12 protein-coding genes and 1 tRNA gene are annotated in these 13,362 nt (G+C 65.0%); 4 read left to right on the top strand and 9 right to left on the bottom strand.

What is annotated here, in order from left to right; all coding sequences use genetic code 11:
• Nucleotides 1-52: 52 nt before the first annotated feature.
• From L288_RS28440 to L288_RS28425, 4 genes are all read right to left on the bottom strand, one after another.
• Nucleotides 53-391, bottom strand: a complete 339-nt coding sequence (locus tag L288_RS28440) for a hypothetical protein (protein WP_021237570.1) — start codon at nucleotides 389-391, stop codon at nucleotides 53-55.
• Between the two features lie 314 nt (nucleotides 392-705).
• Entirely contained in the window at nucleotides 706-1,185 is a 480-nt protein-coding gene (locus L288_RS28435) for a DUF2497 domain-containing protein (protein WP_031304101.1), read from the bottom strand.
• An 18-nt stretch (nucleotides 1,186-1,203) separates the two neighbouring features.
• On the bottom strand, nucleotides 1,204-2,697 hold the full coding sequence (locus tag L288_RS28430) for a TolC family outer membrane protein (protein ID WP_021237568.1): 1,494 nt from the start codon (nucleotides 2,695-2,697) through the stop codon (nucleotides 1,204-1,206).
• A 14-nt stretch (nucleotides 2,698-2,711) separates the two neighbouring features.
• The gene (locus tag L288_RS28425; RefSeq protein WP_021237567.1) at nucleotides 2,712-3,344 is read right to left on the bottom strand and encodes a protein-L-isoaspartate O-methyltransferase family protein; all 633 of its coding nucleotides are present in this window, start codon (nucleotides 3,342-3,344) and stop codon (nucleotides 2,712-2,714) included.
• Nucleotides 3,345-3,533: 189 nt separating this feature from the next.
• Between L288_RS28425 and L288_RS28420 the strand changes: the two genes are divergently transcribed.
• Nucleotides 3,534-3,607: transfer RNA gene (locus tag L288_RS28420), tRNA-Cys, on the top strand.
• A gap of 11 nt (nucleotides 3,608-3,618) precedes the next feature.
• Here the strand turns inward: L288_RS28420 and L288_RS28415 are convergent.
• Both L288_RS28415 and L288_RS28410 read right to left on the bottom strand, forming a co-directional pair.
• Complete coding sequence (locus L288_RS28415) at nucleotides 3,619-6,150, bottom strand: ABC transporter permease (protein WP_021237566.1); 2,532 nt, start codon at nucleotides 6,148-6,150, stop codon at nucleotides 3,619-3,621.
• Entirely contained in the window at nucleotides 6,147-6,836 is a 690-nt protein-coding gene (locus L288_RS28410) for an ABC transporter ATP-binding protein (protein ID WP_021237565.1), read from the bottom strand. The genes L288_RS28415 and L288_RS28410 overlap by 4 nt, the downstream gene beginning before the upstream one ends.
• A 17-nt stretch (nucleotides 6,837-6,853) precedes the next feature.
• Between L288_RS28410 and L288_RS28405 the strand changes: the two genes are divergently transcribed.
• Complete coding sequence (locus L288_RS28405) at nucleotides 6,854-7,558, top strand: arylesterase (RefSeq protein ID WP_031304100.1); 705 nt, start codon at nucleotides 6,854-6,856, stop codon at nucleotides 7,556-7,558.
• 70 nt (nucleotides 7,559-7,628) lie between these two features.
• Nucleotides 7,629-8,303 (top strand): glutathione S-transferase N-terminal domain-containing protein, encoded by a 675-nt coding sequence (locus L288_RS28400; RefSeq protein ID WP_021237563.1) that lies wholly within the window; start codon nucleotides 7,629-7,631, stop codon nucleotides 8,301-8,303.
• A 106-nt stretch (nucleotides 8,304-8,409) separates the two neighbouring features.
• On the opposite strand, the gene ndk is transcribed toward L288_RS28400, so the two are convergent.
• The 3 genes from ndk to L288_RS28385 form a co-directional block, all read right to left on the bottom strand.
• Nucleotides 8,410-8,832, bottom strand: coding sequence for a nucleoside-diphosphate kinase (gene ndk / locus L288_RS28395; protein WP_030539607.1), 423 nt, complete (start codon nucleotides 8,830-8,832; stop codon nucleotides 8,410-8,412).
• Nucleotides 8,833-8,926: 94 nt separating this feature from the next.
• Nucleotides 8,927-9,364 (bottom strand): DNA polymerase III subunit chi, encoded by a 438-nt coding sequence (locus L288_RS28390; RefSeq protein WP_021237561.1) that lies wholly within the window; start codon nucleotides 9,362-9,364, stop codon nucleotides 8,927-8,929.
• An 80-nt stretch (nucleotides 9,365-9,444) separates the two neighbouring features.
• A complete protein-coding gene (locus L288_RS28385) occupies nucleotides 9,445-10,890 on the bottom strand; it encodes a leucyl aminopeptidase (RefSeq protein ID WP_021237560.1) in 1,446 nt (481 codons plus the stop codon).
• A 184-nt stretch (nucleotides 10,891-11,074) separates the two neighbouring features.
• Here L288_RS28385 and L288_RS28380 point away from each other — a divergent pair, with 184 nt between their 5' ends.
• Nucleotides 11,075-13,345: an LPS-assembly protein LptD gene (locus L288_RS28380; protein WP_031304099.1), complete on the top strand. Its 2,271-nt coding sequence runs from the start codon at nucleotides 11,075-11,077 to the stop codon at nucleotides 13,343-13,345.
• The last annotated feature ends 17 nt before the right edge of the window (nucleotides 13,346-13,362 follow it).

Genomic DNA, 13,362 nt, shown 5'->3' with positions numbered 1-13,362 from the left:
GGAGGCGCTTTAGCGGCAAGGGCGGGAAGATCAAATAGCGCCGTTCCCGGTCCTACCGCGATTGTATTTCGTGCGTGATCCGCTCGATATAGCGCGCCGCTACGGGCTTGCCGTCCGGCCCCGCATAGACGCGCCCCTTAAGCCCCACCGGATAACGCATGCACGGGTCGACAGGCACCTCAAACTCTCCAGATTTGACGCTGCTGCATTTTTCCACCACTCCCTCGCTACTGATGTCGACCGTGATGATCAGCGTCTGGGGTTCGGGAAACGGGACCACCGAACCCGCTGGCAGGCGCCATGTGATACGCCCGGAATAGATGGATTCGATCTTCCGGCCCTTCCCGTCCCGCGCGGGATAGAAGGAGGCCCTTTCCTTGACAGGGCGCAAGTCGTCGCATCCAGCGCAGGGGAGCCGCTGCTCTGCACGATGCGGCAATCCTTGACGCCCCATCTTCCTGAACCAGCAGATTGAAGGCAGCCGTCCCACTCGACCCCTTCGCGCTTTCGGATGTGGGATAATCCTTGTCGCTGAACCAGCTGCCTGGGCTGGCCCGGGGCGTCGGCCCTACAGGTTCGCGCGCGAAAGCAGGACAAGCCGCCAGGATCAGCAGCCCGCCACCAGCTAAAATCGATTTCATGGAACACCCCTTCCGCCCGATGATAGCATCGCCTGCGAAAAAGATGTTACAAATTCACGAAATATCAGCGCGCCGTGATGCGGGCGATTTCCTTGGCGACCATGTCCTCGACCAGCGCAGGCAGGCGCGCGTCGAGCCATTCCTTGAGCATCGGTTTCAACATCGACCGGACCAGCCCGTCCAGCGTATTGTCTTCCCCATCCCTGGGCGTGACGAGCATGGACGACAGAGCGGAAAGCGAATGGCGCGCGGCGACTTCGCTTTCGACCGACAGGATGGACTCATCCTTCTGCGGCGGCGGCGCGGCGGCGGACACGGCATCGGCGGGCGGAGCTTTATGGGCGGGCATCGGCTCCTCCACATGGACCTCGTCGGTCAGTTCCAGCACTTCTTCGGGCATCGGCTGCTCGGCTGGAGCCTGCTTCGCCTCGGCCCGGCCGCGGCGGGACATGGACTGCGCGGCTTCCTCACCCTCTTCCGCGATGATGCGCTTGATGGACGAGAGGATGTCCTCCATCGAGGGTTCCTTGCTCATGTCACCCACGAATTGTCCCCAATCGTCCTAAGGTTGCTGCGCCAATCCAGCAGGCACATTGGCATTTTGTGCCGGTGTGTCAACGGTTCGCGTCGCCTGAGGTTGCGGCGCGGGATCAAAATCCCAATCGAACCATTTGCCATCGACCCGCTTGTAATTGACGATCGGGTCATAAAGCGCGCCCGTGTCGAAGCTCAGATCATCCGCTTCGGCATGGCCCATCGCCGCCAGCAGGCTGAACCCCGCGACATAGGCGTTCCGGCGCGCGGACACGAGTTCCACCTTGGCGTTCAACGCCTCCTGCTCCGCGTTCAGAATGTCCAGGATGGTGCGGCTACCCACCGAGTTTTCCGCCCGCACCCCTTCCAGCGACAGGTTAGCGGCCTCAACCGCTTTCTGGCTGGACTGGATCGTCTGGAGCGACGCCTGCCAGCTCGCATAGGCGGACCGGGTTTGCGCGATCACGCTGCGTTCGGCCTCGATTTCCCGTTCGATCGCTTGCGCTTCCAGCGCCTGGCTCTGACGCACTTGCGCCGCCGGGCGTCCGCCTTGATACAGGGGAATTGTCAGCCTCGCTCCCGCCACGACTTGGGTATTGACCTGAGAGGGGTCGGGCGGGACCACGCCATTCTGGTCAGGCGCATCATGAAGCGTGCCCAGAAAATGGGTATAGCTGCCCTGTGCAAAGCCGGACAGCGTCGGAAGCACGCCCGCTTTCGCAACGCGCACATCATAGCGAGCGGCTTCGCGCAGTTTCTTTGCTGACAGAATATCGGGATTATCGGTCAACGCCACTTGCACCGCCGTCTGTGGCGATGCGGGAAGACCCGGCAGCGGCGGCGGCGGTTGCAGATCATCCGGCGGCGTTCCGACCAGCGCTATGTAATTTTCCCGGCTGGCGATCAGGTTCGCTTCCGCCGATTGAAGATCGGACCGGGCCAGCGCCAGCCGCGATTCCGACTGCGCTACATCGGTCCGGGTAAGGTCACCCACCTCGAACCGGTCGTTGGTGGCTTGAAGGTTCACCTCCAGCACGTTCACATTCGCCATGTTGAGCGACACGATCGCGCTGTCGCGAATGACATCCATGTAGGCGGCGACAACCTGTGAGAATATCGATGCCTCCGTGCCGCGCAGGTCTGCTCGCCCCCCTTCCGCCCGCACTTTCGCCGCCTTGACCCCGTTCCGCACTGCTCCGCCCTGATAAATGGGCACATTGAGGTTGGCGGTTCCATTAACCTGCCGGTCTGGAGCCAGAAAGGCGCGAGTCGGCTTTACCACCTGCTCCTGATATTGTGCATCGACATCAATATTCGGGCGTCCATCCGCCTTGCGGATCGGCACATTCTCATCATTGGCGCGCTGCTGCGCCCGCGCGCCCGTCAATGTGGGGTTGGAGCGGTAGGCCTTTGCTAGCGCGCCCTGGAGCGTTTCCGCGCCCGCAACGGCCGGCATGGCGGAGGACACGAGCAGCAGAAGCGTCGCGGCGGAGCGCCGTAAAAAGACCTGCCTTGCCGTCATGATCCCCCGACCTGTTAAAAAACGAAACCTTTCGGCGCAGCGAAACCTGGCAGGACCACCATTTCCACGTCCGTGAGGCTGGCCAGCCCCAATGTCTCTCCGACGACGCGGCCGCTGCACAGGCGCGTGACGCCGCGCTCTACGATGCCCGTCACGACCCGCGCGCCATCGGCAAGCTGCTCAACGAGCGCGGCAGGCACTTCCTCCACCGCGCCATCGATAAACAGAAGATCATAAGGCGCACCCTCCGGCGCGCCATCCCTGAGCGGTCCACGCACCAGCGTGCCGTCAAATCCGGCAGGCTCCGGTCCGTCGGCCTCTTCCACCGCGGTCACCTGCGCGCCAAGCGCTTTCAGCAGCGCCGCGCTGTAGCCCGTCGCCGCGCCGATCAGCAGCACGCGATCGCCCGGCTCCACCTGCGCTTCCTTGAGCAGACGGCCCGTCGCCAGCGGCGGGTTGAGCGCCCGGCCGCCCGGCAGCGGAATGGCGCGATCGACATAAGCCATGAAGCGCCGTTCAGCCGGAACGAATTCCTCACGCGGCACCCGCGCCATCACCGCGATCACCCGCTGGTCATCGACATCGCTGGTGCGAAGCTGGCTTTCGACCATGGCGGCCCGCATCGATGAAAAATTCTGCTCGGTCACGATATTTCCTCGATTGCACAACTGTATTGTGAAAGCAATACAGCGCTGACATTACCGGACCTCTAAATCAGCATGCAGGCAACGCCAAGCGGCTTTCCACGCCGCGGAGCGAGAATCTTGGGATCGCTGGCAAGAGCCATGCTTGACTTTGCAGCGAAAGCCGCACATTTGCGGCGTCCCACTTGGCGAGGCCCGATGGCGGAGTGGTGACGCAGCGGACTGCAAATCCGTATACGCCGGTTCGATTCCGGCTCGGGCCTCCAAAAATCCCCGATTAAAGCGACCGCAGCGCGCGTGCGGGGCGGACGGACATGAGCGGGATCGATCCCAGCAGGCCGATGGCCAGGGTCAGCACCCCGCCCGCCGTCAGCGTGCCCGCCACCAGCATCCAGTCCGGCGACCAGGTGAATTCGAATATCCGCACGATCACGAACCACGCCGCTCCAAGTCCCAGCGCCAGGGCCACGAAGGCCAGGATCGCCGCCAGCAGCGCATATTCGATCGCCTGGCTGCCCAATATCTGCCAGCGCGTCGCGCCCAGCGTCTTCAGGATCACGCTGTCATAGGCGCGGGTCTGCCGTGATGCGGCGATCGCGCCGATCAGCACGGCTATGCCCGCCAGGATCGCGACCGATCCCGCCAGGATGATCGCCGTCGCCATCTGGCCCAGCAGCAGCGTGACCTGCCCTACCACTTCCCCCACCTCGATGATCGAGATGGACGGAAAGGCGGAGAGCAAGGCGCGGGTCAGCCCTGCTTCCGAAGGCTTGGATGCCCCGGCGGTGATCGTCGCCGCCAGGCTGTGGGGCGCGCCGCGCAGGCTGTTGGGGGAGAAGACCATGATATAGTTGAAGCCCATCGTCTCCCAATTCACCTGCCGCAGCGACGCGATGCGCGCTTCAATCTCGCGCCCCAGGACTGATACCAGCAGACGGTCGCCGACGCCGACGCCCATGACTTTCGCCGCCTCCCGGTCGAGCGACACGAGCGGCGGCCCGCTATAGTCGCGCGGCCACCATTGCCCCTCCACCAGGTCGGACCCTTCAGGCAGGCTGTCGCTGTAGGTGACGCCCCGCTCACCGCGCAGGAACCACGCATCCTTGGGCAATTCTTCCAGGTCCGCGACCCGCGTCGCGCCATAGGCGATGATGGTGCCGCGCAGCGTGGGCACGATGTTGACCTCCGCGCCCGGCGCATGACGCGCGACCAGATTCTGGAATGATGGCCTCTGATCGACAGGGATGTCGAGCACGAACTGGTCCGGCGCCGTGCGGGGAACGGTGTTGCGGATTTCGGCGCTGAGGCTCGACTGGATGGCCGCCAGCGTGACGAAGAGGGTGAGGCCCAGCCCCAGCGCGACCACCAGCGCGCTCGTCTGCGCGCCGGGGCGATGCAGGTTGGCGATGGCGAGGCGCAGAAGCGGCGTCCGGGGCCTGCGCATCCGCCGCGCGATCCTTCTGACGATCAGGCCGATGCCCAGCAATATCGCCAGCGCCGCGCCGATAGCGCCCAGCACCGATGCGGCGAATAGCGGCTCGCGCGCGGTGCCAAGGGCGAGCATGACCGCCGCCAGAGCCGCGACCCCGACGGCGATCGTGCTCGCCCTGTCCATCCCGCGCCGCCGGTCGACCGTTTCCCGGAACAGCGCCGCGGCAGGCAGCGTCCGCGCACGCGCCAGCGGCGGCATGATGAAGATGAAGGCGACCAGCAGCCCATAGGCAGCGCTGACAAGGAACGGCCAGGGAGACAAGGCGAAGGAAGGCTGTACGGGAAGCAGGCCGCCAACCGCCATCAGCAGCAGCGCAGGAAGACCCGCCCCCACCAGCAGGCCGCAGCCTGTCGCCAGCAGCGCGATCACGCCGATCTGCATCAGGTAGATGCGCGTGATGTCGCTCGACGACGCCCCCAATATCTTGAGCGTCGCGATGCCGTCGCGCTTCATCGCAAGATAGGAAGTGACGCCGTTGCCCACGCCGATCCCGGCAATGGCAAGGGCGCTGAGCCCGATGAGCGAGAGGAACTGGCCCATCCGCTCGAAAAAGCGGCTCGTCCCCGGCGCCGCGCGATCGCGGTCCTTGATCTCCAGCCCGGCCGCCGGAAAAGCCCGCTTCAATGCCTCGCCCGTGGCGCGGGCGTCCGTGCCGGGCGATAGCCGGATGCGATATTTGCTTTCATAAAGGCTTCCGGGCTGGAGCAGGCCCGTGCGCCGCAGCCCTTCCAGCGACGTGATCGCCACCGGCCCCAGGGTAAAGCCTTCGCCCACGCGGTCGGGCTCATCCACGATGATGTCGCGGATGCGGAAATCAGCGCTGCCATAGCGCAGATACTGGCCCGGCCGGACGGCGAGCCGGTCAGCCAGCGCCTGTCCGATGACCAGTTCACCGGCCTTGAGCGCCCCGGCCGGACCCGCACGCAACATCAATGTGCCGTAGAGGGGATAAGGTCGATCGACGCCCTTCAATTCCGTCAGCACCGCCGCAGGGCCGCCGCCGCTGCCCTGGCCCGGCCGTTGCGCCATGGCGCGGAGCCGGATGGTTTCGCTAAGGTGCCCGGCGCGGCGGAAGGCCTGCTTTTCCGCCGCGCTTGCTTCACGCTGCGACATGGCCACTTCAACGTCGCCGCCCAGCAGCAACTGCCCCTTGCTGGCGATCTCGCCCGTGATCGCTGCGGTCAGATTGCCGATCGTCGCCAATGTCGCGACGCCCAGGAAAAGGCAGATGAACAGCAGGCGCAATCCTCGCAGCCCGCGATGCAGGTCACGCCGGGCGATCCGCCAGCAACCCCGCCAGCCAAGCCCCCGGCTCATGACCGGCCTTGGGTCAGGATCAGGCCGTCGCGCATCTCGACAATGCGGTCGCACCGCTCCGCCAGCGTGGGATCATGGGTAATGATGACCAGAGTTGCGCCGTTGGCGGCCTGCCGCGCGAACAGCAGGTCGATGATCGCGCCGCTCGTTCCCCCGTCCAGATTGCCGGTCGGCTCGTCGGCGAACAATATCTCAGGGCCGGGCGCGACGGCGCGGGCGATGGCGACCCGCTGCTGCTCGCCGCCGGACAGCTGCGCCGGATAATGATGCAGCCTGTGGCCAAGGCCGACAGCCTCCAGTTCCGCAGCCGCGCGGTCGAACGCATCACCCTTGCCCGCAAGCTCCAGCGGCACGGCGACATTCTCGATCGCCGTCATGGTCGGCAGCAGGTGAAAGCTTTGCAGGACGATGCCTATCCGCCCCCGCCGGGCCCGCGCGAGCCCATCCTCGTCCAGCGGGCCATAATCTACCCCCGCGACCCGCACCTCTCCCCCCGTCGCGCGCTCCAGCCCCGACAGGATCGCCATCAGCGACGACTTGCCCGACCCGGATCGTCCCAGGATGGCAACGCTCTCGCCGCGCAGGATCGAAAGGTCGATGCCCTTCAATATTCCGGTCCCGCCCAACGACAGGGTGACATTGCGCGCCTGGATGGCGATATGGGTGGGATCGGACGAACCGTGCATGAATGAAGGAAATCCTGATGGCGCGACGTTGGCCAACATATGTGGCCGCTGCACTGATTGTGCAATTGCTCACCGCCTGCTCTGGCGATCCGGCGTCGAACCACAATGCCGCAAGCACCGCCACGCATCAGGAAAACAGCACCACCCCCGCCAGCGAGCGAAAGCTGATCCTGGCTTTCGGCGACAGCCTGTATGCGGGCTATGGCGTCGCCCAGAATGAAAGCTTCCCGCATGAGCTGGAAAAGGCCCTGAAGGCACGTGGCGATGCGGTCGAGGTGCGCAACGCCGGGGTTTCGGGGGAAACGACGCAGGGCGGCTTGCAGCGATTGGCCTTCACCCTGGACGGATTGCCCCGCAAGCCCGATCTGGTGCTGCTGGGGCTGGGCGGCAACGACATGCTGCGCGGCCTGGACCCGGCGCAGAGCGAGAAGAACCTGCGCGCGATGCTGGATATATTGAAGGCGCGCAATGTGCCGGTGATGCTGACGGGCATGCTCGCGGCGCCGAACATGGGCGCGGACTATGCCGGGCGGTTCAACGCGATCTATCCCGCGCTCGCCAGGGATTATGGCGTCCCGCTCTATCCCTTCTTCCTTGACGGCGTGATCGGCAATCCCCGCTTCATGCAGCCGGACTCGATCCATCCCAATCCCGCGGGCGTGGACGTCATCACCGGCAAGATCGCGCCTCTGGTCAGCCGCAGCCTGGATGCGGCGCCGTAGGAACGCGGCTGACCGCGCGAACGCAATGCCGCTATCGACTTCCCTTCCCGGCTCCGTCTAAAGAGGTCGGATGATGAAGCTTTTCATTGGCAACAAGGCCTATTCGAGCTGGTCGCTGCGCGGCTGGCTGGCGTGCAAGCTCAGCGGCCTGCCCTTTGAGGAGGTCGTCGTTCCTCTGTATGACGAAGCCTGGGAAAAGCGGCGCGAAGGGGACGAATTCGCCCCTTCGTCCGGTAAGGTGCCGATCCTGTGGGACGGCGACGACATCGTCGTCTGGGACAGCCTGGCCATTATCGAATATCTCAATGAAAAGACGGATGACGAGAAGTTCTGGCCCGCCGATCCGGCCGCGCGCGCCATGGCCCGCTCCATGGCGGCGGAAATGCATTCCAGCTTCGCCGCGCTTCGGCGCGAGCACAGCATGAACATCCGCCAGATATATTCCCCGGTGCCGCCATCGGAAGCGGTGGCGCAGGACCTTGGCCGGATCATGCAACTATGGGCGCAGGCCCGCGCACGCTATGGCGGCCAGGGGGAATTTCTGTTCGGCGAATTCGGCGCGGCCGATGTGATGTTCGCGCCGGTGGTGACGCGCTTCATCACCTATCAGCTTCCCGTGGCGCGCTTTGCCCAGGCCTATATGCAGGCGGTGATCGCCCATCCCTGGATGCAGGAATGGATCGGCGGCGCGCAGGCGGAAGAATGGGTCATCGACCGCTTCGAAGCCCCGCCGCAACTGGGATAGCCCCTTCAATCCTCCCCATTCATGGCAAGGGGGGATTTCAGGAAGCCAAAAGAAAAAGGGCCGGAAGGCATTCGCCCCGGCCCTCTTCATCCCATCGGCTGACGGATCAGCCGACGATTTCTTCCGGCTTGAAGAAATAGGCGATCTCGATCGCGGCATTTTCCTCGCTGTCCGAACCATGGACCGAGTTGGCTTCGATCGATTCGGCATATTCCTTGCGGATCGTGCCTTCATCGGCATTGGCGGGGTTGGTCGCGCCCATGATGTCGCGGTTGCGCTTCACGGCGTCTTCGCCTTCCAGCACCTGCACGACGACCGGGCCCGAAATCATGAAGGCGACCAGATCGGCGAAGAAGGGGCGGTCCTTGTGAACGGCGTAAAAGCCTTCGGCCTGCTCGCGGCTCATGCGGATGCGCTTGGATGCGACGACACGCAGGCCCGCTTCCTCCAGCTTCTTGGTCACGGCGCCCGTCAGGTTGCGACGGGTCGCGTCGGGCTTGATGATCGAAAAGGTGCGGGTGACGGCCATGAGGCTCAAAAGCTCCGAATTGTTTGGAAAGAGAATGGCGCGCCTTTAGACCGGGCGCTCCGCCGCCGCAAGGGGCGTTATCCGGCCGCGTATATCAGGGTCCTTGCACCCATTTGCGCCCGTCCTGCCGCCAGAAACGGGGCATTACCCCGTCCCGCCTGGACAAAGCGCGCCAGCTTTCCCGCGCGCCGTCCACGCTCGCCGCATCGAAGAAGTAGAAGGCGCGCTCGAAATTCAGCGCCTCGTCCCGCCACAGGCCATCCGCGATAGCGACATGGCGCGCGCCATTGGCGGCATCGCAATCCTGCGACAGCAGCACCGGCTGGATCGACTCCGCCCCCTCGCCCGCCCGTCCATGCGCCAGGAAGCTTTCCGGCGGCCCTTCCCACAGGCCAGTGGAGATGCGGCCAAGCTGCGCGTCATCCGCCGCCACCACCAGCAGCCGCTCGCCAAGGCTCAGGACGCGCGCCGCGATGGCGGGCAGCACCTGATCCACCGGATCACGGCTCAACTGATAGAAGTCGACCTGCATCTTTCACCTGTCTGAGGGGGGCAATCGTTCCTGCGACGGCAGGAATCCGGTCCTGCCGCACGATCCCGTCAGTCCGCCCCTTACCGCTCGAACCTGTCCGCCACCAGGCGATCGATCAGGCGCACGCCATAGCCCGTCGCGCCCTTGTCCCATGTCGCTCCGGGCTTGTCCGCCCACACCATGCCTGCAATGTCCAGATGCGCCCATTTCACGCCATCATCGACGAAGCGCTTGATGAACTGGGCGGCGGTGATCGACCCCGCATAGCGGGCGCCCATATTCTTCATGTCGGCGATCGGGCTGTCGATCAGCTTGTTATAGGCGTCGGACAGCGGGAAGCGCCACAGCTGGTCGCCCGCCGCCTTCCCCGCCGCGATCAGGTCATCGGCAAGGCCATCGTCATTGGCGAACAGGCCCGCATATTGATCACCCAGCGCCACGATCATCGCGCCGGTCAGCGTCGCAAGGTCGATGATGACCTCCGGCGCATAGGTCTTCTGCGCCCAGGTGATGACGTCGCATAGCACCAGCCGCCCTTCCGCGTCGGTATTGATGACCTCGATCGTCTGGCCCGACATGGACGTGACGATGTCGCCCGGCCGCTGCGCATTGCCGTCCGGCATGTTTTCGACGAGGCCGCAGATGCCGACGACGCGCGCCTTCGCCTTGCGCCCCGCCAGCGCCTTCATCGCTCCGGCGACCGCGCCCGCGCCCCCCATGTCCCACTTCATGTCTTCCATGCCAGCGCCGGGCTTCAAGGATATGCCGCCCGTGTCGAAGGTGACGCCCTTGCCGACGAAGACCACCGGCTTGTCCGCAGCGCCGCCGGTGCCGTCCCATTCCATCGCGATCAGGCGCGGCTCGCGCACCGAACCCTGCGCCACGCCCAGCAGGGCGCCCATGCCCAGTTCAGCCATCGCCGCCTTATCGAGGACGGTGATCTTGACGCCAAGCTGTTCCAGATGGCGGCAGCGTTCGACGAAGCTTTCGGGGTAAAGGATATTGGCCGGTTCGGAAACAAGCTCGCGCGTGAAGGCGACGCCGTCCGCCACCGCCGACAGCTTTTCCCATGCCGCCGCGCCGTCCGATCCAACCAGCGTCACCGTGGCCAGCGTCGGCTTCGCCTTTTCGCTCTGCCGCGTGCGATAGGTGTCGATGCGCCAGCTGCGCAGCAGGGCGCCAAAGGCAAGGCGCGCCGCATCCTCGCCGCTGACGCCGCCGGGAAATTCCACCGCCGCATGGACGGCCCCGCTGGTCAGCAGCCGCGCGGCCAGCGCGCCGCCCGCCTTTTCATAATCGCCCTCGCCGCCGCCGCCGGTGCCCAGCAGCACGATGCGGACGACCTTGCCGCCTTCTTCCGCGAAGCTTTCGAAGCTCGACCCGGCCTCGCCCGTGAAGCGCGCCGCCGTTGCCCCTGCCGACAGCGTCGTGGCGGCGGCGAGCGGCAGGCCGTCAAGGCGGCCCTTCGGCACGGCCAGGACCAGGGTGTCTGCGTCTGGACGCTGCGGGCTGAACGCGATTTCCATCTGGGGTCCTTCTTTTCTGTCGGTCGTGAAGCTCAAATCTGTCTGCGTCAGATAATGGCGCTTGCACCGTCTGGCAAAGCCGTTCGCCCGATTTCCTGCAAAAGAAGCATGACGAAAGATTGCGGCCTGAGCAAAGCAGTGCGATAGGCGGGCAAAGAAGCGCCCCTGAAGAGGCACGATCCCCTTGCACGATTTTACCTTTCTCCAACGTTCCAGACTGGCGCTGGCTACAGGCGCGGCCTTGGCGTGCCTTGCCTGTGCCCAGCACGGCGCGGCGCAGGAACTGAACGCGCCGCCGGTGCCGGTCAGCGCGCCCGACGCGCCTGTGCCGCAAAGCGATGATCAGATCGGCTTTGCCGCCGACCGGCTGGACTATGACAGCAATAGCGAGGTCGTGACCGCCAGCGGCAATGTGCAGTTGCTGCGCGAAGGCAACCGGTTGCGCGCCGACGCGGTGGTCTGGAACCGCACCACCGGAAAGGTCGAGGCGCAGGGCAATGTCTCGGTCACCGACCCGGAAGGCAACATCGCCTATGGCGACCGTTTCGAAGTCACCGACACGCTGAAGGACGGCGTGGTCGACAATATGCTGCTGGTGCTGGAATCCGGCGGGCGGCTGGCGGCGGCGCGCGGTGAGCGGGCGAACGGCGTCTATACGCTGCACAAGGCCGCCTATACCGGATGCGCGGTGGAGGATTCGGACGGCTGCCCCAAGGAACCGACATGGCAGATCAAGGCGGTGAGGGTCGTCTATGATCCGGTGCAGGCGCGGGTCCGGTACACCAACGCCAATATAGAGATATTCGGCCTGCCGCTGATCCCGCTGCCCGGCTTTTCGCATCCGGTGGGCGGCGAGGGCGGCAACGGCCTGCTGGTGCCCAACATCCGTTATGATCGCACCAACGGCGTGGAGGTCGCGCTTCCTTATTATTTGAAGCTCGCGCCCAATCGCGACCTGACCATCACGCCGCACGTCTATTCCGGCACGCTGCCGATGCTGGAGGCGAATTTCCGCCATCGCTGGGATCGCGGCGCATACCAGATCACCGGCTATGCCACCCATGCCAGCCGCCAGGACGCCAGCAGCTCGCTGCCCAACGCCACGGTATCCGATGAGTCGCAGAAGGATTTCCGCGGTTATCTGGACGCCAGCGGCGGCATGCAGCTAACCCCGGAATGGAGCGTCAACGGGTCGATCCGGGTGGTCAGCGACCGCACCTTCCTGCGCCGCTATGACATCAACCGCGACGACCGGCTGCGTTCGACCCTTGGGGCGCAGCGGATCGGGCAGAACAGCTATTTCTCCATCGCCGGATGGGCCGTCCAGACGCTGCGCCTGGGGGATTCGCAGGGGCAGACCCCGATCGCCCTGCCCGCCATCGATTACCGTCTGCGCATGACCGACCCGCTGCTGGGCGGGCGCATCCAGTTGCAGGCGAACAGCCTCGCCATCACCCGCACCCATGGGCAGGACACGCAGCGCGCCTTCGCCGCATTCGAATGGAACCTGCGCAAGCTGACCGGCATGGGACAGGAAGTCACCTTCACCACCTATCTGCGCGGCGACATCTATCACAGCAGCGACAGGGGACTGAACACCATCCCGCTCTATGCCGGTGATCCCGGCTGGCAAGCGCGCGGCATCGCCGCGGCGGCGGTCGATGTGCGCTGGCCCTTCATGGGCGAAGCCTTTGGCGGGGTGCAACGCATCGCGCCGCGCGTTCAGATCGTCGCCGCCCCGCGCCTTGCCAACCTGTCCGTGCCCAATGAGGATGCGCGCGCCATCGACCTGGAGGACAGCAACCTTTTCGCGCTCAATCGCTTCGCGGGCTATGACCGGTTCGAAGATTCGACCCGCATCACCTATGGCCTGGAATATAGCCTGTCGCTGCCCGGCTTCTCGCTCGAAAGCGTGCTTGGGCAAAGCTATCGCCTGAACAATCGCGAAAGCATCCTGCCGGACGGCACCGGCCTTTCCGACCGCATGTCGGACGTGGTCGGCCGCACGACCGTCCGCTACAAGGATTTCATCAGCCTCATCCACCGCTTCCGCCTGGACAAGGACGGCCTCTCGGTCCGCCGTAATGAGATCGACGCGACCATCGGCACGCGCAAGACCTATGCGCTCGTCGGCTATCTGCGGCTCAACCGCAACGCCGCAACGGGCCTGGAGGATTTGCAGGACCGCGAGGAATTGCGCCTGGGCGGCCGGGTCCAGTTCGCGCGTTTCTGGTCGCTTTACGGATCGACCGTCATCGACCTCACCGATGCGAAGGAAGACCCGCTGAGCGTCGCGGACGGATATGAACCCGTGCGCCACCGCCTCGGCATCACCTATGAGGATGACTGCCTGACGCTGGGGCTGACATGGCGGCGCGACTATCAGGCCGCCGGTGACGCGCGAAAGGGCAACAGCTACCAACTACGGCTGGCTTTTCGGAATATCGGTATATAAGGATCATCCTTCCCGCC

It is taken from the genome of Sphingobium quisquiliarum P25, from assembly GCF_000445065.1.
In the GTDB taxonomy this organism is placed as follows: domain Bacteria; phylum Pseudomonadota; class Alphaproteobacteria; order Sphingomonadales; family Sphingomonadaceae; genus Sphingobium; species Sphingobium quisquiliarum.
Note: the sequence above shows the minus strand (reverse complement) of the source record. Positions and strands in the feature narration are given on the sequence as shown.